Here is a 24,122-nt window from a genome sequence, read left to right as displayed (position 1 = left end):
GCGGCTTGTGCCGTGCCCTGGCCTTCTAATCCGCTATTTTTTACCGACGGTAGGGCTTGCAACCCAGAGAGACGGGCAATCGGCGCCTTAAACTGCTAAAGTGCCGCCCGTTATTACTTATGAGGATTGTTCCAATGGCGACTAACCGTTCCCAGCGTCTGCGCAAAAAACTGTGCGTCGATGAATTTCAAGAGCTGGGTTTCGAACTGAACCTGGATTTCAAAGAAGATTTGGCTGATGAAGCCATTGATGCTTTCCTCGACGCGTTCCTGAAAGAAGCCATGGAAGCCAACGGTCTGGGCTATGTTGGCGGCGACGACTTCGGTCTGGTTTGCTTGCAGAAGCGTGGCTCGGTGTCCGAAGAGCAGCGTGCCGCTGTTGAAGCCTGGCTCAAAGGCCGCAGCGAACTGACTGAAGCGACTGTCAGCCCGCTGATCGACGTCTGGTACCCGGAAAAGCCGATCAATCCGGTAGCTTGATGTTGTAAAAAACGGCGACCCAAGGGTCGCCGTTTTTTTTGCTTCAGGCTTTACGCCAGTTCAGAATCACCAGCGTCAGCACCCCCGCCACAATCCCCCAGAACGCCGAGCCGATGGAAAACAGCGTTAGCCCCGACGCCGTGACCATAAAGGTAATCAGTGCTGCCTCACGTTCCTTCACTTCGCTCATGGCGATGCTCAAGCCATTGATGATCGAGCCGAACAGCGCCAGCGCCGCAATCGACAACACCAACTCTTTCGGCAGCGCGGCAAACAGCGCCGCCAGCGTCGCGCCGAACACCCCGGCAATCCCGTAGAAAATCCCGCACCAGACGGCCGCCGTGTAGCGCTTGTTGCGATCCTCATGGGCATGCGGCCCGGTGCAAATCGCCGCGCTGATGGCTGCCAGGTTGATCCCGTGGGAACCGAACGGCGCCAGCAGCAACGAAGCGATGCCAGTGGTGGTGATCAACGGCGAGGCCGGCACGGTGTAACCGTCGGCGCGCAGCACGGCGATGCCGGGCATGTTCTGCGACGTCATCGCCACGACAAACAGCGGGATGCCGATGCTGATGGTCGCGGCCAGGGAGAAGCGCGGCGTGGTCCAGACCGGCGTCGCCACTTCCAGATGAAAACCGCTGAAGTCCAACAGCCCCATGAACCCTGACAACGCTGTGCCGATCAGCAACGCGGCGAGTACCGCATAACGCGGCGACAGGCGTTTGACCACCAGATAAGTGAAGAACATGCCCAATACCAGCGCGGTGCGATGCTGGGCGGCGACGAAGATTTCGCTGCCGATCTTGAACAGAATCCCCGCCAGCAGGGCGGCGGCCAATGACGCCGGAATCTTTTTCACCAGCCGTTCGAAGCTGCCGGTCAAACCACAAATCGTCACCAGCACCGCACAGGTAATGTAGGCGCCAATGGCTTCGCCGTAGGTCACACCGCCCAGACTGGTGATCAGCAACGCCGCGCCGGGGGTCGACCAGGCGATTGTGATCGGCGTGCGGTAACGCAGAGACAGGCCAATCGAACACACTGCCATGCCAATCGAGATCGCCCAGATCCACGAGGAAATCTGCCCGCTGTTCAGGCCCGCCGCTTGCCCGGCCTGGAACATCAGGACCAGCGAGCTGGTGTAACCGGTCATCATCGCAATGAAGCCGGCGACGATGGCCGAAGGCGACGTATCGGCAAAAGGGCGGAGCTGCGTGTGCGTGACGTCGTTCATGACAGCGGTGTTCCTTTTTACGTATGAAGATGTTCCGAAGTGAAGTCTTCCAATGGATTCTGCGTTCAAGCCTAAACTCAAAAGTAGCCAGTCGTTGCAATACAGCGGAAGTGACAAACAGCCGTACAGTCGTGTTGCCACCCTCCATTGTGTACAATCGCAGTGTTTTTTACGCGATACTTGCCAGCGACCCACTGTGCCGTATTACAGTCACGGTCAATTCGCCGCAGTTCTTCCGACTCGAGTGCCCATGAACGAACAGTTGCAACCCCTAAAGAAACAACCGCGAGCAGGCAAAGCCGGCCGCAGCGGTACCCAGGACGATATTGTCTATGCGCATATCTTCGAGGCCATCCTCGAACAGCGTCTGGCGCCCGGTACCAAGTTGAGCGAAGAAGCGCTGGGGGAAATTTTCGGGGTCAGTCGCACCATCATTCGCCGTGCGCTGTCGCGCTTGGCCCATGAAGGCGTCGTGCTGCTGCGGCCGAACCGTGGCGCTGTCGTCGCCAGCCCGAGTGTCGAAGAGGCTCGCCAGGTGTTCCTCGCACGACGTCTGGTGGAACGGGCGATCACTGAACTGGCGGTGCAACACGCCACTGCCGAGCAGATCGCCGAATTGCGGCAGATGGTCAACGACGAGCGCGACAGTTTCTCCCGTGGCGATCGCGGCGCCGGTATTCGTCTGTCGGGCGAGTTCCACTTGAAGTTGGCCGAAGCGGCGAAAAACGCGCCGCTGATCAGCTTCCAGCGCAGCCTGGTGTCCCAGACGTCGTTGATCATTGCCCAGTATGAAAGCGGCAATCGCTCCCACTGTTCCTACGACGAGCACACCCAGTTGATCGACGCCATCGAAGCACGCAACGCTGAGCTGGCGGTGGACCTGATGATGCATCACATGGATCACATCGACAGCAAACTCAACCTCGACGAAGAAAGCGCGTCGGATGATTTGCATGCGGTGTTCTCGCATTTGTTGCAGACCAAGAAGCCAGGGCGGCCAGCGGCCAAGCTTTAAGCCAGACCGCGTCGTGCCCATCGCGAGCAAGCTCACTCCCACATTGGATTTGTGTTGAACGCAAATCCTGTGTCCACTAGAGATCTACTGTGGGAGCGAGCCTGCTCGCGATAGCAATCTGACAGGCAATAAAAATCCCCCGGACTGAAGAGTGCGGGGGATTTTTTATGGCCGAAGAAAACCTAGCGCTGATGCACCTGATTCCCCGCCGCATACGTCTGCAATACCGTCCGGTCATCCCCCAGCGTCATCAACACAAACAACGTCTCGGCAATGTTATTGGCCTGCTTCAAGCGATAGCTCAGCAGCGGCGTGGCGTTGTAGTCCAGCACCAGGAAGTCCGCATCAGTGCCCGGTTGCAGGGTGCCGATCTTGTCTTCCAGGCGCAGCGCACGCGCACCACCGAGGGTCGCCAGGTACAGCGACTTGAACGGGCTCAACCGTGCGCCTTGCATCTGCATGACCTTGTACGCTTCGTTCAACGTTTGCAGCAGCGAGAAACTGGTGCCGCCACCGACGTCCGTACCGAGGCCGACATTCAATTTGTGCTTCTCGGCCATCGGCAGGTTGAACAGGCCGCTGCCGAGGAAGAAGTTCGAAGTTGGGCAGAAGGCGATCGCCGAGCCGGTTTCCGCCAGCCGCGCACACTCGTCATCGCACAGATGCACGCCGTGGGCGAATACCGAACGCTCGCCGAGCAGTTTGTAGTGGTCGTAGACGTCCAGGTAGCCCTTGCGCTCCGGGAACAGCTCCTTGACCCACTCGACTTCCTTGAGGTTTTCGCTGATGTGGGTCTGCATGTACAGGTCAGGGAATTCGCTGAGCAACTGGCCGGCGAGGGTCAGTTGTTCCGGGGTGCTGGTCGGGGCGAAGCGCGGGGTGACCGCGTAGTGCAGGCGACCCTTACCGTGCCAGCGTTCGATCAGCGCCTTGCTTTCGACATAGCTGGATTCGGCGGTGTCGGTCAGGTAGTCCGGCGCGTTGCGGTCCATCATCACCTTGCCGGCGATCATCCGCAGGTCCAGCTGCTCGGCGGCTTCGAAAAACGAGTTCACCGATTGTGGATGCACGCTGCCAAAGACCAGCGCGGTGGTGGTGCCGTTGCGCAGCAGTTCCTTGATGAAAATGCCCGCGACTTCGTCCGCGTGAGCCTTGTCGGCAAACTGGCTTTCGCACGGGAAGGTGTAAGTGTTGAGCCAGTCCAGCAGTTGCTCGCCGTAGGCGCCGACCATGCCGGTTTGCGGCAAGTGAATGTGGGTGTCGATGAAGCCTGGGGTGATCAGCGCGTCCTGATAATGGGTGATTTCGATATCGGCCGGCAGGGTCGGCAGCAAGTCGCTGGCGTGACCAAGGGCGCGGATCTGGCCGTTATCGACCACCAGCAGGCCATCTTCGAAATACTCGTAAGAGGCTTCGATACCGACTTCGGCGGGGTCGGCAATGCTGTGCAGAATGGCGGCGCGGTAGGCTTTGCGAGTCAGAGGCATAAAATTTCTCAATTCGTGGCTTGGCTGCGGCGTGAGGCAGGCAGCAGTTTGGCGATCGATGATCCGGCGCTGGCGGTGTGCTGGCCGAAATTGGCGTTATAGGTGGCGATGATTTCGCCGGCAATGGAGATGGCGATTTCCACAGGCAACTTGCCTTTGACTTCGCCGATGCCCATCGGACAGCGCATGCGTTGCAGCACGGCGCTGTCGAAACCACGGTCCCGCAGGCGGTGTTCGAACTTCACCCGTTTGGTCTTCGAACCGATCAGGCCGAAGTAGGCGAAGTCGTTGCGCTTGAGGATCGCGGCGGTGAGTTCGAGGTCGAGCTGATGATTGTGGGTCATGACGATGCAGTAGCTGCCGGCGGGCAGGTCATCGATTTCGTCCACCGGTTCTTCGGCGACGATTTTGCGTACGCCGTGGGGGATCTGTTCCGGGAATTCGGCTTCCCGCGAATCGATCCAGCGCACCCGACAGGGCAGGCTGGCGAGCAGCGGCACCAGCGCCCGGCCGACGTGGCCGGCACCGAACACGGCGATCTGCGCCTGGACCTGGCCCATCGGTTCGAACAGCAACACCGTCACGCCGCCGCAGCACTGACCCAGGCTGGCGCCGAGGCTGAAGCGCTCAAGGTGCGTGTCCTGCTTACCGCTCGCAAGCATCTCGCGGCCGATCTGCATGGCCTTGTATTCCAGGTGTCCGCCACCGATGGTGTCGAAGGCCTGGGTGGCGCTGATGACCATCTTCGAGCCGGCGTTACGCGGCGTCGAGCCGAGCTCTTCGATGATGGTGACCAGCACGCAGGGTTCACCCTGGGATTGCAGGTCGGCGAGGGCGTCGATCCAGTTGTACATGTTTCACCTCAACATTTCTGTTGTCTATCAGTCCGCCATCGCGAGCAAGCTCGCTCCCACATTTGGAATGCATTCCCCTGTGGGAGCGAGCCTGCTCGCGAATGGCCGCGCCTCGGTCTAGAGCGAAGCCAACTCAGGCTCAGCCGCAACAGCCTTCGCCGCCTTCAACTGGCGCATCTGCTCACAGCCCCACAACACCCGCTCCGGCGTCGCCGGTGCGTCGATTTTCGGTTGATGCTTGTAGTCGCCCAGACTGGCCACGGCGTCCTTGATCGCACACCACGCAGCGATGCCGAGCATGAACGGCGGCTCGCCCACGGCCTTGGAATGGAACACCGTGTCTTCCGGGTTCTTGCGGTTTTCCACCAGCTTAACCCGCAGGTCCAGCGGCATGTCCGCCACCGCCGGAATCTTGTAGCTGGCTGGGCCGTTGGTCATCAGTTTGCCCTTGTTGTTCCACACCAGTTCTTCCATGGTCAGCCACCCCATGCCCTGGATGAAACCGCCCTCGACCTGACCGATGTCGATCGCCGGGTTCAGTGAGTCGCCGACGTCGTGGAGGATGTCGGTGCGCAGCATTTTGTACTCGCCGGTGAGGGTGTCGATGATCACCTCGCAGCACGCTGCGCCGAAGGCGTAGTAATAGAACGGTCGGCCCCGCGCCTGGCTACGGTCGTAGAAGATTTTCGGGGTCTTGTAGAACCCGGTGCTCGACAGCGAAACCTGAGCGAAATACGCCTGCTGGATCAGCGATTCGAAGGTCAGGATGTGATCACGGACCCGCACGTGGCCGTTGTGGAATTCCACGTCCTCTTCGCTGACTTTGTATTGCCGCGCAGCAAATTCAACCAGGCGTTTCTTGATGATTTCCGCCGCGTTCTGTGCGGCTTTACCGTTAAGGTCGGCGCCACTGGAAGCGGCGGTCGGCGAGGTGTTCGGCACCTTGTCGGTGTTGGTCGCGGTGATCTGCACGCGGTCCATTTCCACCTGGAACACTTCAGCCACGACCTGCGCGACTTTGGTGTTCAGGCCCTGACCCATTTCGGTGCCGCCATGGTTGAGGTGGATGCTGCCGTCGGTGTAGACATGGATCAGCGCACCGGCCTGGTTGAGGAAGCTGGCGGTGAAGGAAATACCGAATTTCACCGGGGTTAGCGCCAGGCCTTTTTTCAGGATCGGGCTGTTGGCGTTGTAGCGACGGATCGCTTCGCGGCGCTCGGCGTACTGGCTGCTTTCTTCGAGTTCGGCGGTCATTTCCTCGAGCATGTTGTGCTCGACGGTCTGGTAATAATGGGTGACGTTGCGCTCGGTCTTGCCGTAGTAGTTGGCCTTGCGCACGGCCAGTGGATCGAGGGCCAGATGGCGGGCGATGGCGTCCATCACTTCTTCGATAGCGACCATGCCTTGCGGGCCACCGAAACCACGGTAAGCGGTGTTCGACGCGGTGTTGGTTTTGCAGCGGTGACCGTTGATGGTCGCGTCACCCAGGTAGTACGAGTTGTCGGCGTGGAACATCGCACGGTCGACAATCGACGCCGAGAGGTCCGGCGAGCAACCGCAGTTACCGGCCAGTTCCAAGGCAATGCCGTGCAGCCGGCCAGTGCTGTCGAAGCCCACGTCGTACTCGACGTAGAACGGGTGACGCTTGCCGGTCATCAGCATATCTTCGACACGCGGCAGGCGCATTTTGGTCGGCTGGCCGGTGAGGTGCGCGATCACTGCGCACAGGCACGCCGGGCTCGCGGCCTGGGTTTCCTTGCCGCCGAAACCACCGCCCATGCGGCGCATGTCGACGACGATTTTGTTCATCGACACATCCAGCACTTCGGCCACCAGTTTCTGCACTTCGGTGGGGTTTTGCGTCGAGCAGTAGACGATCATTCCGCCGTCTTCGGTCGGCATTACCGAAGAGATCTGGGTTTCGAGGTAGAAGTGTTCCTGTCCGCCAATGTGCAGCGTGCCCTGGATGCGATGCTCAGCAGTCGCCAGTGCACCGGCCGAATCACCGCGCTGATGCGTGTGACTGTCGAGCACAAAGTGGCGTTTGCGCAGCGCTTCGACTACGTCCAGTACCGGCTCCAGATCTTCGTATTCGATGATCGCGGCCATCGCTGCTTTGCGCGCGGTTTCCAGATCTTTCGCCGCCACGGCGAGCACCGGTTGACCGACGAACTGCACGTCGTCGATGGCCAGCAACGGGTCGCCCGGCAGCAATGGCCCGATGTCTTTCAGTCCCGGCACGTCTTTGTGGGTGATAGCGATGCGCACGCCTTCGAAGGCGTAACAAGGTTGGGTGTCGATGCTGATGATTTTCGCGTGGGCGCGGTCCGACAGGCGTGCGTAAACATGCAACTGGTTCGGAAATTCCAGCCGGTCGTCGATGTACTGCGCTTCACCGGACACGTGCTTGGCAGCACTGTCGTGCTTGACGCTGCGGCCGACACCGGTGGTCAGGTCCTTGGCGAACAGTTCAGCCAATTCGGCCTGGGTCTTCTCTACGGCGTGATGATTAGACATAAGCGGTCACCCGAGTCTCGATGTGCGGTGTTTGCAGTTCGATGAAGTATTTACGCAGCAGGTTCTGCGCGCTGAGCAGGCGGTATTCCTTGCTGGCGCGGAAGTCCGAGAGCGGCGTGAAATCTTCGGCCAGTGCGGCGCAGGCGCGTTCGACGGTGTCGTTGTTCCAGGTGGCGCCGAGCAATACGGCTTCGCAAGCCTTGGCACGTTTTGGCGTAGCCGCCATGCCGCCGAAGGCGACGCGGGCGTCGGCGATCACGCCGTTGTCGATGCGCAGGTTGAAGGCGGCGCAGACGGCGGAAATGTCATCGTCCAGACGCTTGGAGACTTTGTAGGCGCGGAACAGTTGTTCGGCGCTGGCGCGAGGCACGATGATCTTTTCGATGAACTCGCTTTCCTGGCGCGCGGTGACTCGGTAATCGATGAAGTAATCTTCCAGCGCCATCGTTCGGCGGGTTTCGCCTTTACACAGGACAATCTGCGCGCCGAGTGCAATCAGCAGGGGCGGGGAGTCGCCGATCGGCGAGGCGTTGCCGATGTTGCCGCCGAGGGTGCCCTGGTTGCGGATCTGCAGGGAAGCAAAGCGTTGCAGCAATTCGCCGAAGTCCGGGTACTCGGCTTTCAAGGCCTCGTAGCAATCGGAGAGGGCCGTGGCGGCGCCGATTTCCAGGCGATCGTCGAAACGCTCAATGCGCTTCATTTCGGTGACATTGCCGACGTAAATCATCACCGGCAGGGTGCGGTGGAATTGCGTGACTTCCAGCGCCAGGTCCGTACCGCCGGCCAGCAGGCGAGCCTGTGGATAAGCGTCATAGAGGTCAGCCAGATCGGCGACGGTCAGCGGCACCAGGCAGCGCTTGTCGCCACTATTGAGTTCGCCGATGTCGGTAGGGGCGATGGCCTTCAGGCGGGCGATGGTGTCGGCTTCACGGGCGTCGAACTGGTCGGTTTGCTTGCCGCAGCAGGATTGTTCGGCGGCAGCCAGAATCGGCCGATAGCCGGTGCAGCGGCAGAGGTTGCCGGCCAGGGCTTCGTGGGCTTTATGAGCATCCGGTTGATCGCTGTTCTTTTGCAGTGCGAACAGCGACATCACAAAGCCTGGCGTGCAGAAACCGCATTGCGAGCCGTGGCATTCGACCATGGCTTTCTGCACGCTGTGCAGTTGGCCCTGGTGCTTGAGGTCTTCGACGCTGATCAGTTGTTTGCCGTGCAGTGACGAAACGAACGTCAGGCACGAGTTGAGGCTGCGATAGCGAATGTGTTCGCGGCTATCGTCATCCGTTTGCAGCTCGCCGACCACCACGGTGCACGCACCGCAGTCACCGCTGGCGCAGCCTTCTTTGGTGCCGGGTTTGCCCACATGGTCGCGCAGATAATTGAGCACGGTCAGGTTTGGGTCCAGGGCGTGCTCGCTACGGAGTTCCTGGTTAAGTAAAAACTGGATCACGGAAGGCCTCGCAGACTCATTATTGTTGTTAACCGACTTGAACCGAATTTATCAGGTCTGACTTTCCGGTCAATGATTTTCTGACTTAAAGGTCAGGAAATAGCATTTTGTCGATCAACGACTCGTTCCTTCATTATTGACCCTCGCGGGATAGCCTGCTTTTTGCTGGATTCGTGCCAAAAACCGCTGAGTGGGCACTCCGCCATGACCCTTTATGTGCGGTACACTGCGCCGCTTGTGCAGATCGAAGAGTTTTAAGGGACAACCATGACGTTCAAGGCGCCGGACAGCCTCGCCGAGCAAATTGCTCACCACCTCGCCGAACGCATCATTCGTGGCGAAATGAAGCCCGGGGAGCGCATCCAGGAACAGAAGGTCACGCTGGCCCTTAATGTCAGCCGCGGCTCGGTCCGTGAGGCCTTGTTGATCCTCGAACGCCGCCACCTGATCGCGATCCTGCCGCGACGCGGCGCCCACGTGACCGAGCTCACGGCTCACAAGGTCCAGAGCCTGTGCACGCTGATGAGCGAGCTCTACATTCTGCTGGGCAATGCAGTGGCCAGCGGCTGGCAAGTCCAGGCCGACATGGCGCCGTTCGTGCAAATCCAGCAGCGTCTGACCGCCAGCTACGAACGTCAGGACATCCGCACCTTCGTCGACGATAGCTTTAATGTGATGCGCGCCGCGTATCCGTTCGCCAACAACCCGTACTTGCAGGAAACCGTCGAGAATCTGCAGCCGGCCATGAGCCGCGCGTATTTCCTCGCCCTGGAGCAGCGCAAGGCCTCGATGAGTGAGTTCCTCGAATTGTTCGAACGCTTGCTCGCCGCCGTGCTGGCCCGTGATTTTCCGCAGATCCGCATCGTGCTGACGGCGTATGCCCAGCGCAGCTGCGATCTGGTGGTTTCTGCCCTGACGGACGCTTAAGCGTGCGGCTAAAGTGCATCAAGCTGGCGGGGTTCAAATCCTTCGTTGACCCGACCACGGTGAACTTCCCCAGTAACATGGCGGCGGTGGTCGGGCCCAATGGTTGCGGCAAGTCGAACATCATCGACGCCGTCCGCTGGGTGATGGGCGAGAGTTCGGCCAAGAACCTGCGCGGCGAGTCGATGACCGACGTCATCTTCAACGGCTCCACCAGCCGCAAACCGGTGAGCCAAGCGAGTATCGAACTGGTTTTCGACAACTCCGACGGCACCCTGCTCGGCGAATACGCGGCCTACGCGGAAATTTCCATTCGCCGCAAAGTGACCCGCGACAGCCAGACCACCTACTACCTCAACGGCACCAAATGCCGCCGCCGCGATATCACCGACATTTTTCTCGGTACAGGCCTGGGCCCGCGCAGCTATTCGATCATTGAGCAGGGGATGATCTCCAAGCTGATCGAGTCCAAGCCCGAAGACTTGCGCAACTTTATTGAAGAAGCGGCGGGCATCTCCAAGTACAAGGAGCGTCGGCGCGAGACCGAAAACCGCATTCGTCGCACCCACGAAAACCTTGCCCGACTGACCGACCTGCGCGAAGAGCTCGAGCGTCAGCTTGAGCGCTTGTACCGCCAGGCCGAGGCCGCCAAGAAGTATCAGGAATACAAGGGCGAGGAGCGTCAGCTCAAAGCCCAACTGTCGGCCCTGCGCTGGCAGGCTTTGAATGAACAGGTCGGTCAGCGCGAAGCGGTCATTGGCAATCAGGAAGTCACCTTCGAAGCGCTGGTGGCCGAGCAGCGCAATGCCGATGCGGCTATCGAACGCCTGCGGGACGGGCATCACGACCTGTCCGAACGCTTCAATCTGGTGCAGGGGCGCTTCTATTCGGTCGGCGGCGACATCGCCCGGGTCGAGCAGAGCATTCAGCACGGTCAGCAGCGTTTGCGGCAGTTGCAGGACGATCTGAAAGAAGCCGAGCGCGCGCGTCTGGAAACCGAGTCTCACTTGGGCCACGACCGCACCTTGCTCCTGACGTTGGGCGAAGAGCTGGACATGCTCACCCCCGAACAGGAAGTCACCAGCGCCGCCGCCGAAGAAGCCGCCGCCGCGTTGGAAGAATCCGAAACCACCATGCATGCCTGGCAGGAGCAGTGGGACACCTTCAACCTGACGGCCGCCGAACCGCGTCGCCAATCCGAAGTTCAGCAGTCGCGCATCCAGCAGCTGGAAACCAGCATGGAGCGCCTGGCCGATCGCCAGAAGCGTCTCGGCGAAGAGCGCGCGTTGCTCTCGGCGGACCCGGAAGACGCGGCGATCATGGAACTCAGCGAGCAATTGGCCGCGAGTGAAGCGACGCTGGAAGATTTGCAGGCCAGTGAAGAAGCCCAGGTAGAACGCCTCGAGCAACTGCGTCAGGAATTGCAATTAGCGCTGCAAAATCAGCAGCAGGCTCAGGGCGACTTGCAGCGTCTGAACGGTCGCCTCGCCTCTCTTGAAGCCTTGCAGCAAGCCGCACTCGATCCGGGCACCGGTACCGCTGAATGGCTGCGCGAACAACATTTGGCGGACCGTCCGCGTCTGGCCGAAGGCCTGAAAGTCGAAGCCGGTTGGGAGTTGGCGGTGGAAACCGTACTCGGCGCCGACCTGCAAGCGGTGCTGGTGGATGACTTCGGCGATTTCGATCTGGCCGGTTTTGCCCAAGGCGATTTGCGCTTGCTCAGCCCGGCCACTGATGGCGTGCGCGTGCCCGGCAGCTTGCTCGATAAAGTTGAAGCGCAGATCGATCTGGCGCCATGGTTGGGGCAGGTTAAACCGGTCGACAGCCTCGAACAGGCATTGGCCCTGCGCAATCAATTGACCGCCGGCCAGAGCCTGATCAGCCGCGATGGTTACTGGGTCGGTCGGCACTTTTTGCGCGTGCGTCGGGCCAGCGAAGCGGAAAGCGGTGTGCTCGCCCGCGGTCAGGAAATCCAGCGTCTGGGCCTTGAACGCGAAGAGCGCGAAGCCACGGTCGAAACCCTGGAAACCCAACTTCAGAATCTTAGGGCGCAACAGCGTCAGCAGGAAAACGGTCGCGAACATCTGCGCCGTCTGCTGCAAGACGAAGCGCGTCAGCAAGGTGAGTTGAAAGCGCAATTGTCCGCCGGTAAAGCCAAGGCCGAACAACTGACCCTGCGTCGCACACGACTGGACGAAGAACTCACCGAATTGGCTGAGCAACGCGCTCTGGAACACGAAAATATCGGCGAGGCGCGTCTGCAATTGCAGGAAGCCCTCGACAGCATGGCGCTGGACACCGAGCAACGCGAGTTGCTGCTGGCCCAGCGCGACAGCTTGCGCGAGCGACTTGATCGGGTGCGCCAGGAGGCCCGGCAGCACAAGGATCACGCGCATCAGCTGGCGGTGCGTCTGGGTTCGCTCAAGGCACAACACGACTCGACGCGTCAGGCGCTGGAGCGTCTGGAAATGCAGTCCGAGCGCCTGACCGAAAAACGCGAACAGCTGAGTCTCAACCTGGAGGAGGGCGAGGCGCCGCTGGAAGAGTTGCGCCTCAAGCTCGAAGAGTTGCTCGACAAGCGAATGACCGTCGACGAAGAACTCAAGACTGCGCAGATCGCCCTGGAAGACGCTGATCGTGAATTGCGTGATGCGGAAAAACGTCGCAGCCAGGCCGAACAGCAATCCCAGTTGATTCGCGGCCAGATGGAAACCCAGCGCATGGAATGGCAAGCCCTGACCGTGCGCCGCAAGACCTTGGAAGATCAGTTGCTGGAAGACGGTTACGACCTTCATGGCGTGCTCGCCACGCTGGTGGCCGAGGCCAACGAGAAAGACGCCGAAGAAGAACTCGAACGCATTGCCGCGCGGATTCAGCGTCTCGGTGCGATCAACCTGGCGGCCATCGACGAATACCAGCAACAATCCGAGCGTAAACGTTATCTGGATGCGCAGAACGACGATTTGGTAGAGGCGCTGGATACGCTCGAGAACGTGATTCGCAAAATCGACAAGGAAACCCGAAACCGCTTCAAAGATACCTTTGATCAGATCAATGGTGGTTTACAGGCCCTTTTCCCAAAAGTTTTCGGTGGAGGACGCGCCTATTTGGAACTGACGGGCGAAGATCTACTCGATACAGGGGTAACGATCATGGCGCAGCCGCCAGGAAAGAAGAACAGCACCATCCATTTGCTCTCCGGTGGCGAAAAAGCCCTGACTGCCTTGGCTCTGGTTTTTGCCATCTTCAAGTTGAATCCGGCGCCGTTCTGCATGCTCGATGAAGTTGACGCGCCATTGGATGACGCTAACGTTGGACGCTACGCACGGCTGGTCAAAGAGATGTCGCAGACGGTGCAGTTCATCTATATCACCCACAACAAGATTGCCATGGAAATGGCCGAGCAACTGATGGGCGTTACGATGCACGAGCCAGGTTGCTCGCGTCTGGTGGCAGTGGATGTCGAGGAGGCGATGGCGATGGTGGATGCGTGAGGGGGCACTTGTAGGGCAAGTATTTTTAGTCTGTAGGACTTTTTTACCCACCTTTACTTGCTGGCCAATCGACATATTCGCGCAAGCCATTGTGACAGACGGTGTAAAGTTGCCTTTGGTCGTGCTAGTTTAATGTCAATTTTTCGTATACGTGGGCAAAACGCCTGTCAGAACATAGAGTTGGCGCCACGTTTTAAAGCGGTTTGCGAGTTGTAAACCCCTTATTTTTCAGCATTTTTTATAGAGGCACGGGATTACATGGAAATCGGTCTGCGCGAGTGGCTGATCGTCATCGGCATTATTGTCATTGCCGGTATTCTTTTCGATGGCTGGCGTCGCATGCGCGGCGGCAAGGGGAAACTGAAATTCCGTCTCGACCGAAGTTTGTCGAACCTGCCGGACGAGGACACCAGCGCCGAGCTGTTGGGCCCGCCCCGTGTGCTGGATACGCATAAAGAGCCGCAACTGGACGAGCACGATCTGCCGTCGGTGAGCATGCCTGCCCGTGAGCCGCGTGAGTCGGGTTCCAAGCGCGGCAAGCGTGGCCATGGCGAGCCCTCCCAGGGCGACATGAATCTCAGTCTGGATCTGGACGGCGGCCCGAGCTTCAGCAGCCGTGACGACGATTTCCCGGATGACACCAAGGCTTCGAGTTCGGCCAGCGACAAGGAACAACCGCAAGCCGAAGAAGTGCTGGTGATCAGCGTGATTTGCCGCGACGCTGCCGGCTTCAAAGGCCCGGCGCTGTTGCAGAACATTCTGGAAAGCGGTCTGCGTTTCGGCGAGATGGACATCTTCCACCGCCACGAAAGCATGGCCGGCAACGGCGAAGTCCTGTTCTCGATGGCCAATGCGGTCAAGCCGGGCGTCTTCGATCTGGACGACATCGACCACTTCAGCACACCGGCAGTGAGCTTCTTCCTCGGTCTGCCAGGCCCGCGTCATCCGAAGCAAGCCTTCGACGTGATGGTGGCCGCGGCGCGCAAACTGTCCCAGGAGCTGAACGGCGAACTGAAAGACGACCAGCGCAGCGTGCTGACTGCCCAGACGATTGAGCATTACCGTCAGCGCATCGTCGAGTTCGAACGTCGCGCCCTGACCCAGAAGCGTTGATTCAAAAGGTTGTTCCCGCGCCGCGCGCGGGACGATCAGCAAAATAGATTGAGCAGCCTCGGCTGCTCTTTTGCTTTATGAGAGAACACCCATGACCGCCGCCAAAAATCGCATTCTAGAGCTGCGTGCTGAGCTGGATCAGCACAACTATCGCTACCACGTGCTGGACGAGCCGAGCATTCCGGACGCCGAATACGATCGGTTGTTCCACGAGCTCAAGGCCCTCGAAGCGGCCAATCCCGAACTGATCACCAGCGACTCGCCGACCCAGCGCGTCGGCAGCGCGGCGCTGTCGGCGTTCACTCAGGTGCGTCACGAAGTACCGATGCTCAGCCTCGGCAACGCCTTCGAAGAAACCGACATGCGCGAGTTCGATCGTCGGGTAACCGAAGGGCTGGATCTGCCGGTCGGCGATTTGTTTGGCGGTGGTGCGGCGGTGGAATACAGCTGTGAACCCAAGCTCGATGGCCTGGCGGTCAGCTTGCTGTATCAGGACGGCGTGCTGGTACGCGGCGCGACTCGCGGTGACGGCACCACCGGCGAAGACATCAGCGTCAACGTCCGTACCGTGCGCAACATTCCGCTCAAGCTGCACGGTACTGGCTGGCCAGCGACCCTGGAAGTGCGCGGCGAAGTGTTCATGTCCAAGGCCGGTTTCGAGCGTCTCAACGCCACGCAGCTGGAAGTCGGCGGCAAGACCTTCGCCAATCCGCGCAACGCGGCGGCCGGCAGCTTGCGTCAGCTCGATTCGAAGATCACGGCCAACCGTCCGCTGGAATTTTGCTGCTATGGCATCGGCCAGATTTCGGCCGATATTGCTGATACGCACATTGGCAATCTCAAGCAGCTCAAGGCTTGGGGTATGCCGATCAGTCATGAGTTGAAACTGGCTCACGGCATCGTTGAATGTCTGGATTATTACCGTGACATCGGTGAGCGCCGAAATTCGCTGCCCTACGAAATCGACGGCGTGGTGTTCAAGGTGAACAGCATTGCCTCTCAGCGTGAGTTGGGCTTCCGTGCTCGTGAACCGCGCTGGGCGATCGCGCACAAATTCCCGGCCATGGAAGAACTCACCGAATTGCTCGACGTGGAATTCCAGGTCGGTCGTACCGGTGCGGTGACACCCGTGGCGCGCTTGAAACCGGTCAAGGTGGCCGGCGTCACCGTGGCCAACGCAACGCTGCACAACATGGACGAAGTGGCGCGTCTGGGCCTGATGATTGGCGACACCGTGATCATTCGCCGCGCGGGCGATGTGATTCCGCAGGTGGTGCAAGTGGTCATCGAGCGTCGTCCGGACAACGCACGGCCAGTACAGATTCCCGAGAAATGCCCGGTCTGCGGCTCGCATGTCGAGCGCACGCAACTGGTCAAACGCAGCAAAGGTCGCGAGACCGTCAGCGAAGGCGCGGTGTACCGCTGCGTCGGTCGTCTGGCCTGCGGTGCGCAACTCAAGCAGGCAATCATTCACTTCGTCTCCCGTCGCGCCATGGACATCGAAGGCCTGGGCGAGAAGAGCGTCGAGCAACTGGTGGACGAAGGGCTGGTGAGTTCGCCGGCTGATTTGTACGCGCTGACGTTCGAACAAATCGTCGATCTGGAAGGCTTTGCCGAGTTGTCGAGCAAGAACTTGCTCAGCGCCATCGAAGACAGCAAGAAGCCGAGCCTGGCACGTTTCATCTACGCCCTCGGGATTCCCGATGTCGGCGAAGAGACTGCGAAGGTGCTGGCGCGTTCTCTCGGCTCGCTGGAGCGGGTTCAGCAGGCCTTGCCGCAAGTGCTCACGTACTTGCCGGATGTCGGCCTGGAGGTGGCTCATGAGATTCATAGCTTCTTTGAAGATGCGCATAACCAGCAGGTGATCAAGGACCTGCTCAAGCACGGCCTGCAGATTCAGGATCAGGGCGAGTTGGGCGCCGAGTTTGCTGCCAGCACCACGTTGGGTGGTTTTCTCGACAAGTTGCACATACCTTCGGTGGGACCGGGTGGGGCGCAGAAGCTGGCGGACAAGTTTGGTTCGCTTGAAGGGGTTTTCAGCGCCGACTGGCTGGATATGCGTCAGGCGCTGCCGGAGAAGCAAGCCACTTCGGTTCGCGAGTTCTTTGCGGTTGCGCAAAATCGCCACATTGCTGAAGCCGCCGAAAAACAGCTGCGCGATTTCGGCATGCACTGGCAGAGCGAGAAGAAAGTCGTTGAAGGCTTGCCGCTGGCTGGGCAGACCTGGGTGCTGACCGGTTCGCTGGAGTTGATGAGCCGCGACATCGCCAAGGACAAACTTGAAAGCCTCGGTGCCAAGGTGGCGGGCTCGGTATCGGCGAAGACCCATTGTGTGGTCGCCGGGCCGGGTGCCGGCTCGAAGTTGGCGAAGGCTAATGAGTTGGGATTGAAGGTTCTGGATGAAGAAGCGTTTGTCGAGTTTCTGAGTAAGCACGGCATCTCTGTCTGACTCCGGATCTGTGGCGAGGGGGCTTGCCCCCGTTCGGCGGCGAAGCCGTCGCAAATCTGCTTGCGCGGTATGCCTGAAAGAGTTCCGTTGGCGGTTTTGGGGCCGCTGCGCGACCCAACGGGGGCAAGCCCCCTCGCCACAATGTAGGAACGATCTTTGTCAGGCAATGATCTAGTCTTGGCAAGCCCCAGGGAGAGATCGCCATGTACCGCTTCTTCGAACAGCTCAGTTCACGCATCGCCGCACCCTTCATCGGCGAAAGCTCGCGCAACAGCAAGGTCTGGCAGTGTCGCTGTGGGCAGTCGCTGTTTTTTCGCAACAGCCAGTGCCTGGCGTGTTCGGCGGCGTTGGGTTATCAACCGGAGCAGAGTCGTTTATCGTCGCTGCAGCCCGGCGTGCAGGCTGATACCTGGTTGCTCGACGCTGATCCCGAAGCGGGTGTTGTGCGCCGCTGCGCCAACCTCGATTCTCCGGCTGCGTGTAATTGGCTGTTGCCCGCCAATGACCGCGATGCGTTATGCATCGCCTGTAGCCTGAACCACACCATCCCCGACCTGTCGATTGCCGAAAACCACGAACGCTGGCGCAAGGTCGAAACGGCCAAACGAAGGCTGGTCGCACAGTTGGTCAGCCTGGGTTTGCAGGTGATTCCCAAAACCGTGGACGAAGAGACGGGGCTGGCTTTCGATTTCATTGGTGTCGACCTCGAAGGCAAGCCGCCAACCACTGGTCACGCCAACGGTCTGATCACCCTCGATATCAAAGAAGCCGACGACGCCCATCGCGAGCAGATTCGGGTGCAGATGCACGAACCTTATCGCACGTTGCTCGGGCATTTTCGGCATGAAGTCGGGCATTACTACTGGGATCGGCTGATCGCCAACAGTCATTGGCTGGAACCGTTCCGTGGCCTGTTCGGCGACGAGCGCGCCAGTTATGCCGACGCCCTCGAACGGCATTACCAGCAAGGCGCGCCGCTCGACTGGCAGCCTCATTACGTCAGCGCCTACGCGACCATGCATCCGTGGGAAGATTGGGCCGAAACCTGGGCACACTACCTGCACATGATGGACGCGGTGGATACGGCGTTGGGGTTCGGAATGAGTGCCAGGGAGATGGACTTCGACTATCAGCCCTTTCCTCCAAGCGCCCTCTATGATCCACAGCATCCCGGCGGCGCGGCGTTCCTGTCGTTCGTCAATGCGTGGATCGAACTGGCCGGCATGCTGAATGAACTGTCCCGCAGCATGGGGCAGCCAGATTTCTATCCGTTCGTCCTGCCGCCGGCAGTGATCGCCAAGCTGCACTTCATCCACCTGGTGATCCAGCAAGAGGGCGGCCGGGCGGATGAGGTGTTGCAGGACTTGTAGAGTCTGCTGAACGCTGCTACGGACAATGGTGCTTCGCGCCCTGTGCATGTCCTTGACCTGATTCATATTTTTAATCTGGATCGAACGGTTGTAACTTCGTCTCAGATAGGTACAATGGCGCGGCTCGCCGTCAGGTGAGCGTCGTTATGGTGACTCCATCGGTCCCCCCGCAACGATTACCCGTGAACCTGGTCAGATCCGGAAGGAAGCAGCCACAGCGGGAACATTGTGTGCCGGGGTGTGGCTGGTGGGGTTGCCTCCATAACGCACCGCGAGTCCTCTCTCGCGTTATCTGTCTAAAAATACATTTTGTTGCTCTGCCACGGATCTTATCCAGGGCGGTGTTTTTTCGTTTCCGGTTTTCAGAGCGAACACATTAAAGGAGGCCGAGCTGTCGAATGTGGCATCTCGGCCTCCTTTTTTATTTCTGGCACTAAGGCTTGGACAAGGCCAGGTCAACCGCTGCGATCAGCTTTCCCAGATCCTTCGGGGTGGCTTTATGTATGACACCGAACAGATACGCCCGCTGTTCATCTTCATCGCCTAAATCTGCGAAAAAGGCTTTCAGCTTCACGCCCAACACATCGGCAAGTAGGAACAAGGCTTCCACGCTGGGGGTGTAGGTGCCGGTTTCAAAGCGGCTGATGGTTTTGGGGTCAAAACCGGTTTTTTCGCCGAGTTCAGCCTGAGTAAGCCCAGCGACCTTGCGGTAGCGCCGAATGGCCGCACCCAAACTTGAAATTTGCATCGCTTAATTCCCATTTAGAATCAAGAACTTAACGATAGATTTTTGCATTAGACAACTGCATAATCCATCACCTTGATTTGCAAAATGTGATGCGTTTCGTAGAATCGCCGCTCAAAATGGGTATCTGGGGCCTTTAAGGTTAGTTGATCTCTGCTGTCAGGAGGCCATCAAACACTGTTCATGGAGTGACATCGTGTTTCTGTGCATTACCTATAAAAACATCTCTTCCGGGCATCCTGCACGGGTCGAGCGGTATCACCGCTAGCCACAGCGAGCCTGACTCATGGATGAGAAATACCGCAGGGCCGTGGATGCCGCCGCGATTTTTTCCGAGACCGATCTGAGCGGCCGGATCACCCACGTCAACGATCAGTTCTGTGCCGTGTCCGGCTACAGCCGCGAAGAACTGCTCGGGCAGAACCATCGTCTCCTCAACTCGGGTCTGCACTCCGCCGATTTCTTCGCGGCCATGTGGCGCACCATCGCCTTGGGCGAGGTCTGGAAAGGCGAGATTTGTAATCGCGCCAAGGATGGCAGCCTGTATTGGGTCGACAGCACCATGGTGCCGGTGCTCGATGACGCTACCGGGCGGGTTGAACGTTATCTTTCGATTCGTTTCGACATCAGCGAAAAACACCAATTGCTGCATTCACTGCAATGGCGGGTGGGGCATGACGTGCTGACCGGGCTGCCGAATCGCGCGTTCCTCTCGGATTTGCTGGATCAGGCGCTGGAGTTCTCCCGGCGGGAAAACATCCCGCTGGCGGTGTGCATGCTTGACCTCGACGGCTTCAAAGCGGTCAACGATGGTTACGGGCATGCCAGTGGCGATCTGCTGTTGGTCGAGGTGGCCAAGCGTTTGCGCGCCATTGTGCGCAGCGAAGATGTGGTGGCGCGGCTGGCCGGTGACGAGTTTGTGCTGGTGTTGCGATACGTGCGAGATCTGCCGGAACTGCGTGCGGCGTTGAACCGGATGCTCGGCGCTATTTCGGCGCCGTACTCGCTGCATGGCAAGGGCATCAATGTATTTGCCAGTATCGGCGTCACCTTATTCCCCGACGACAACGAAGATGCCGAAACCCTGTTACGTCATGCCGATCAGGCCATGTACGTGGCGAAACAACGCGGTCGCAATCGCTTTCATTTGTTCGACGTGTCCCGGGATCAGGAGGTCAAGGCCACTCACCAGACGGTCGAGCGAGTGCGTCAGGCGCTGGCTGCCGGTGAGTTGCGTGTGCATTTCCAGCCCAAGGTGAACATGCGTCGTGGCGAGGTAGTCGGCTTCGAGGCGTTGTTACGGTGGGAGCATCCGCAACACGGCATGATGCCGGCCCGGGAGTTTTTGCCGCTGGTGGAAGAAACGGACTTGATCATCGATATTGGTGAGTGGGTGATGGATCAGGTCCTGTCGCAGTTGCACCATTGGCAGCAAGCGGGGCAGGGCTGGCCAGTCAGCATTAATATTGCGGCACGACATTTCCAGCGCGCGGATTTCGTCGACCGGCTCAAGCACGTGCTCGCCCGGCATGCCGAGGTGGCTCCGCAGATGCTCGACCTGGAAATCGTCGAGTCGGTGGCGATCGAGAACATTCAGCATGTCAGCGCCTGTTTACAGGCCTGTCAGGCGCTGGGGGTGCAGTTTTCATTGGGGGACTTCGGCACCGGTTATTCGTCCCTGAGCTACCTCAAGCGTTTGCAAACCCAAACCATCAAGATCGACAAGTCGTTCGTGCGCGACATCCTTAATGATCGGGATGATCTGGCGCTGACCAAGGCGGTCATTGGCCTGGCTCGGGCGTTTGGCCGGCAGGTGATCGCCGAAGGGCTGGAAAGTATCGAGCACGGTGAATTGCTGCTGCGCCTGGGTTGCGAAGTTGCTCAAGGCTGTTTCATTGCCCGGCCGATGCCGCCCGCAGAAGTACCGGGCTGGGTCGAGGGTTTTGTAGCGCCGCCGCAATGGCAGGTGCTGGAGCAGGCGGGTCAAGGCTTGCCATTGGGCGCCTTGAGTGGCTCGCCACCAATGTAGAGCCGGATAATGTCGTCGATTTCCCCGGACATTTTCATTCGCACCAAGGTGCGCAAAATGCGCTGCACGGGCACCTTGGGATCGTTGCGCACATAACAACCGACACTCTGTTCCTGCAAAACCGCCACGCCTTGCAGTTGCCGGCCAGGCAGCAGGCGCTGATTGAACCAGTCCAGCGTCCACTGATTGCTCACGGCGTAGTGATAGCGTCCGGCCAGGAGTTTTTCCAGCACCTGTTCCTGGTTGCGCGCGTCTTCGCGATGCAGGCGGTCGGTATCGAACAGGGGTTGCAGGGTCGGGTAGCTGTAGCCGAGTACCGTGCCGATGGATTGTCGTGGCAAGTTCGCAGGCGTCACTGAGGTCAGCGGATCTGGCCGGCTGATCAGCATGTCGCGCTGAAACCAAAGTGGAATGCTCCAGATGTAGTCCCCGGACTGATTCGGCTGCCAGGACTGCGCCGCGTAGCAGCGAATATCAACCTCACCGTGCTCCATGGCGTTTTGCACCCGCGCCCGAGGCAGCACGTGAAATTCGGCAGGCACACCGACCTGGGTCGCGAGACTGACCATCACGTCGTGCAGGATGCCTTGGGTCGGGTGGCCGCGGTCCAGTTGCACCATCGGCATCGCCCAACTGTCGGGCACCACAAAGCGCAGCGGCGCCTCGGCGCCAGCGACATTCAGGCTGATCAACAGCAGTGCCCCCAAGGCCAGCCGCATAAACGCTCCGGTACTGATAAACCCCGAGCCGATAAAAGCCCCCCAAAGACCATCTTAGCCAGATTAGACGAGCGCACCGGATGCAATTTTGGCCTTGCTCCGCTAGCATTAGCCGCTTCTGTTCCTTAGTTGCGACGGTTTTCGATGAGTTATCAGGTTCTTGCACGTAAATGGCGTCCGCGCTCGTTCCGCGAAATGGTCGGCCAGACCCATGTGCTCAAGGCTCTGATCAATGCCTTGGACAGCCAGCGGCTGCACCACGCCTATCTGTTTACCGGTACCCGCGGGGTCGGCAAGACCACCATCGCGCGGATCATCGCCAAATGCCTGAACTGTGAAACAGGTATCACTTCAACGCCTTGCGGCGAGTGTTCGGTGTGCCGCGAGATCGATGAAGGTCGCTTTGTCGACCTGATCGAGATCGACGCCGCGAGCCGGACCAAGGTCGAAGACACCCGCGAACTGCTCGACAACGTGCAGTACGCGCCGAGCCGCGGGCGCTTCAAGGTCTACCTGATCGACGAAGTGCACATGCTCTCCAGCCATTCCTTCAATGCGCTGTTGAAAACCCTTGAAGAGCCGCCGCCCTACGTCAAGTTCATCCTGGCGACCACCGATCCGCAGAAACTTCCGGCAACGATTCTTTCGCGGTGCCTGCAGTTCTCTCTGAAGAACATGACGCCGGAGCGTGTGGTTGAGCATTTGACCCACGTGCTGGGCGTCGAGAACGTACCGTTCGAAGACGACGCGCTGTGGCTGCTGGGCCGTGCTGCCGACGGTTCGATGCGCGACGCCATGAGCCTGACCGACCAGGCGATTGCCTTCGGTGAGGGCAAAGTCATGGCCGCCGACGTACGGGCGATGCTCGGCACGCTCGATCACGGTCAGGTCTACGACGTTCTGCATGCGCTGATCGAAGGCGACGCCAAGGCCTTGCTCGAAGCCGTCCGTCATTTGGCTGAACAAGGCCCGGACTGGAACGGCGTGCTCTCGGAAATTCTCAACGTGCTGCACCGTGTCGCCATCGCCCAGGCCCTGCCTGAGGGCGTCGACAACGGTCATGGCGACCGTGACCGAGTGCTGGCACTGGCTCAGGCATTGCCGGCCGAAGACGTGCAGTTCTACTACCAGATGGGCCTGATCGGTCGTCGCGACTTACCGCTGGCACCGGACCCGCGCGGTGGCTTCGAAATGGTCCTGCTGCGAATGCTCGCGTTCCGTCCGGCAGACACCGCGGACGCTCCGAGGCAACCGCTAAAGCCAGTGGGGATCAGCCAAGCCACAGTTGATTCCGCAAATTCAGTGGCTGCCGCGCCCGTTGTTGCGCCGGTAGTCGCTGCGGCAGTTGCACCCGTCGCGCCTGCGCCAGTTGCGGCGGTGGTTGCTCCAGTGCATGCGCCCGAGCCTGATCCGGTTGCGTCCGTCGTTGCGCCTGAGCCTGTCATTGAGGCAGCAGCGGTCGAAGTCGTCGTCGATCTGCCCTGGAACGATCCGATAGAACCCGAAGTGGTTCAGCAACCCGCCGTCGAGCCGATGCTGGAAACCGCCAGCGAACAACCCGATTTGGCGCCGATGCCATTGCCGATCCCCGACAGCGTGGTGCCGGACGCACCGGAGTGGGCCGCAGCGCCGATCCCGGAGCCGTCGGTAGCCGACGTCGATGCCGCGACACCGGGCATGGAACTGGACGATGAGCCGCCGCTGGACGAGGACTACATCGAGCCAGATATCGAGTCGGCCTACAGCTACCTCGATGAACTGGCCAGCGAACACACCGCTGAGCCAGTGCCGGAAGCCGAGCCTGAACCGGCCGCCATGCCGGCCACCGGGCTGGCGCTGCAATGGCTGGAGTTGTTCCCGAAACTGCCGATCTCCGGCATGACCGGCAGCATCGCCGCCAACTGCACGCTGATCGCCGTCGACGGTGACAACTGGCTGATGCACCTGGACCCGGCCCACAGCGCGTTGTTCAACGCGACTCAACAGCGTCGCTTGAACGATGCGTTGAACCAGTTTCACGGGCGTACGCTGACCCTGCGCATGGAGTTGATCAAGCCCGAGCAGGAAACCCCGGCCCAGGCTGCGTCCCGTCGCCGTGCGAACCGTCAGCGCGAGGCCGAAGAGTCGATCCACGGTGATCCGTTCATCCAGCAAATGATGCAGCAGTTCGGTGCGGTGGTCCGTAACGATACTATTGAACCTGTCGAGACCCTGGTCACTCAGGGCTAATAACTGAAGGCGTTCGG

16 protein-coding genes and 1 other RNA gene are annotated in these 24,122 nt (G+C 59.7%); 10 read left to right on the top strand and 7 right to left on the bottom strand.

What is annotated here, in order from left to right:
• Positions 1 to 134: 134 nt before the first annotated feature.
• A complete protein-coding gene (locus ACA056_RS19750) occupies positions 135 to 479 on the top strand; it encodes a YggL family protein (RefSeq protein WP_007896965.1) in 345 nt (114 codons plus the stop codon).
• 43 nt (positions 480 to 522) lie between these two features.
• On the opposite strand, the gene ACA056_RS19745 is transcribed toward ACA056_RS19750, so the two are convergent.
• Positions 523 to 1,713 carry a benzoate/H(+) symporter BenE family transporter gene (locus ACA056_RS19745; protein WP_497267112.1) on the bottom strand — a complete coding sequence of 397 codons (1,191 nt, stop codon included), beginning with the start codon at positions 1,711 to 1,713 and terminating at the stop codon, positions 523 to 525.
• A 250-nt stretch (positions 1,714 to 1,963) separates the two neighbouring features.
• Here ACA056_RS19745 and ACA056_RS19740 point away from each other — a divergent pair, with 250 nt between their 5' ends.
• Complete coding sequence (locus ACA056_RS19740) at positions 1,964 to 2,728, top strand: GntR family transcriptional regulator (protein WP_497267110.1); 765 nt, start codon at positions 1,964 to 1,966, stop codon at positions 2,726 to 2,728.
• Between the two features lie 182 nt (positions 2,729 to 2,910).
• Here ACA056_RS19740 and guaD read toward each other — a convergent pair whose 3' ends face one another.
• The 4 genes from guaD to xdhA form a co-directional block, all read right to left on the bottom strand.
• On the bottom strand, positions 2,911 to 4,215 hold the full coding sequence (gene guaD / locus ACA056_RS19735) for a guanine deaminase (protein ID WP_497267108.1): 1,305 nt from the start codon (positions 4,213 to 4,215) through the stop codon (positions 2,911 to 2,913).
• A gap of 8 nt (positions 4,216 to 4,223) precedes the next feature.
• Positions 4,224 to 5,069 (bottom strand): xanthine dehydrogenase accessory protein XdhC, encoded by an 846-nt coding sequence (gene xdhC, locus ACA056_RS19730; RefSeq protein ID WP_497267106.1) that lies wholly within the window; start codon positions 5,067 to 5,069, stop codon positions 4,224 to 4,226.
• A gap of 117 nt (positions 5,070 to 5,186) precedes the next feature.
• A complete protein-coding gene (gene xdhB, locus ACA056_RS19725; RefSeq protein WP_497267104.1) occupies positions 5,187 to 7,586 on the bottom strand; it encodes a xanthine dehydrogenase molybdopterin binding subunit in 2,400 nt (799 codons plus the stop codon).
• Positions 7,579 to 9,033: a xanthine dehydrogenase small subunit gene (gene xdhA, locus ACA056_RS19720; RefSeq protein WP_497267102.1), complete on the bottom strand. Its 1,455-nt coding sequence runs from the start codon at positions 9,031 to 9,033 to the stop codon at positions 7,579 to 7,581. The genes xdhB and xdhA overlap by 8 nt, the downstream gene beginning before the upstream one ends.
• Before the next feature lie 267 nt (positions 9,034 to 9,300).
• Here xdhA and ACA056_RS19715 point away from each other — a divergent pair, with 267 nt between their 5' ends.
• The 6 genes from ACA056_RS19715 (at position 9,301) to ffs (ending at position 18,636) form a co-directional block, all read left to right on the top strand.
• Positions 9,301 to 9,960 carry a GntR family transcriptional regulator gene (locus ACA056_RS19715; protein ID WP_497267100.1) on the top strand — a complete coding sequence of 220 codons (660 nt, stop codon included), beginning with the start codon at positions 9,301 to 9,303 and terminating at the stop codon, positions 9,958 to 9,960.
• A 2-nt stretch (positions 9,961 to 9,962) separates the two neighbouring features.
• Complete coding sequence (gene smc / locus ACA056_RS19710; RefSeq protein WP_497267098.1) at positions 9,963 to 13,451, top strand: chromosome segregation protein SMC; 3,489 nt, start codon at positions 9,963 to 9,965, stop codon at positions 13,449 to 13,451.
• A 258-nt stretch (positions 13,452 to 13,709) separates the two neighbouring features.
• Entirely contained in the window at positions 13,710 to 14,564 is an 855-nt protein-coding gene (zipA, locus tag ACA056_RS19705; RefSeq protein WP_111450622.1) for a cell division protein ZipA, read from the top strand.
• A 91-nt stretch (positions 14,565 to 14,655) separates the two neighbouring features.
• The gene (gene ligA, locus ACA056_RS19700) at positions 14,656 to 17,013 is read left to right on the top strand and encodes an NAD-dependent DNA ligase LigA (RefSeq protein WP_497267096.1); all 2,358 of its coding nucleotides are present in this window, start codon (positions 14,656 to 14,658) and stop codon (positions 17,011 to 17,013) included.
• A 203-nt stretch (positions 17,014 to 17,216) separates the two neighbouring features.
• Positions 17,217 to 18,383, top strand: a complete 1,167-nt coding sequence (locus ACA056_RS19695) for a zinc-binding metallopeptidase family protein (RefSeq protein ID WP_497267094.1) — start codon at positions 17,217 to 17,219, stop codon at positions 18,381 to 18,383.
• A 156-nt stretch (positions 18,384 to 18,539) separates the two neighbouring features.
• An RNA gene (gene ffs / locus ACA056_RS19690) (signal recognition particle sRNA small type) lies at positions 18,540 to 18,636 on the top strand.
• 180 nt (positions 18,637 to 18,816) lie between these two features.
• Here ffs and ACA056_RS19685 read toward each other — a convergent pair.
• Entirely contained in the window at positions 18,817 to 19,131 is a 315-nt protein-coding gene (locus tag ACA056_RS19685; RefSeq protein WP_497267092.1) for a helix-turn-helix domain-containing protein, read from the bottom strand.
• A gap of 283 nt (positions 19,132 to 19,414) precedes the next feature.
• Between ACA056_RS19685 and ACA056_RS19680 the strand changes: the two genes are divergently transcribed.
• Complete coding sequence (locus tag ACA056_RS19680) at positions 19,415 to 21,157, top strand: putative bifunctional diguanylate cyclase/phosphodiesterase (protein ID WP_497267090.1); 1,743 nt, start codon at positions 19,415 to 19,417, stop codon at positions 21,155 to 21,157.
• On the opposite strand, the gene ACA056_RS19675 is transcribed toward ACA056_RS19680, so the two are convergent.
• The gene (locus ACA056_RS19675) at positions 21,112 to 21,876 is read right to left on the bottom strand and encodes a substrate-binding periplasmic protein (RefSeq protein WP_497267088.1); all 765 of its coding nucleotides are present in this window, start codon (positions 21,874 to 21,876) and stop codon (positions 21,112 to 21,114) included. The two genes, ACA056_RS19680 and ACA056_RS19675, sit on opposite strands and share 46 nt — an antisense overlap.
• Positions 21,877 to 22,020: 144 nt before the next feature.
• Here ACA056_RS19675 and dnaX point away from each other — a divergent pair, with 144 nt between their 5' ends.
• Entirely contained in the window at positions 22,021 to 24,105 is a 2,085-nt protein-coding gene (dnaX, locus tag ACA056_RS19670; RefSeq protein WP_497267086.1) for a DNA polymerase III subunit gamma/tau, read from the top strand.
• The last annotated feature ends 17 nt before the right edge of the window (positions 24,106 to 24,122 follow it).

This window comes from Pseudomonas sp. LBUM1666 (assembly GCF_059695775.1).
This window is presented reverse-complemented; position numbering and strand designations above follow the sequence as displayed.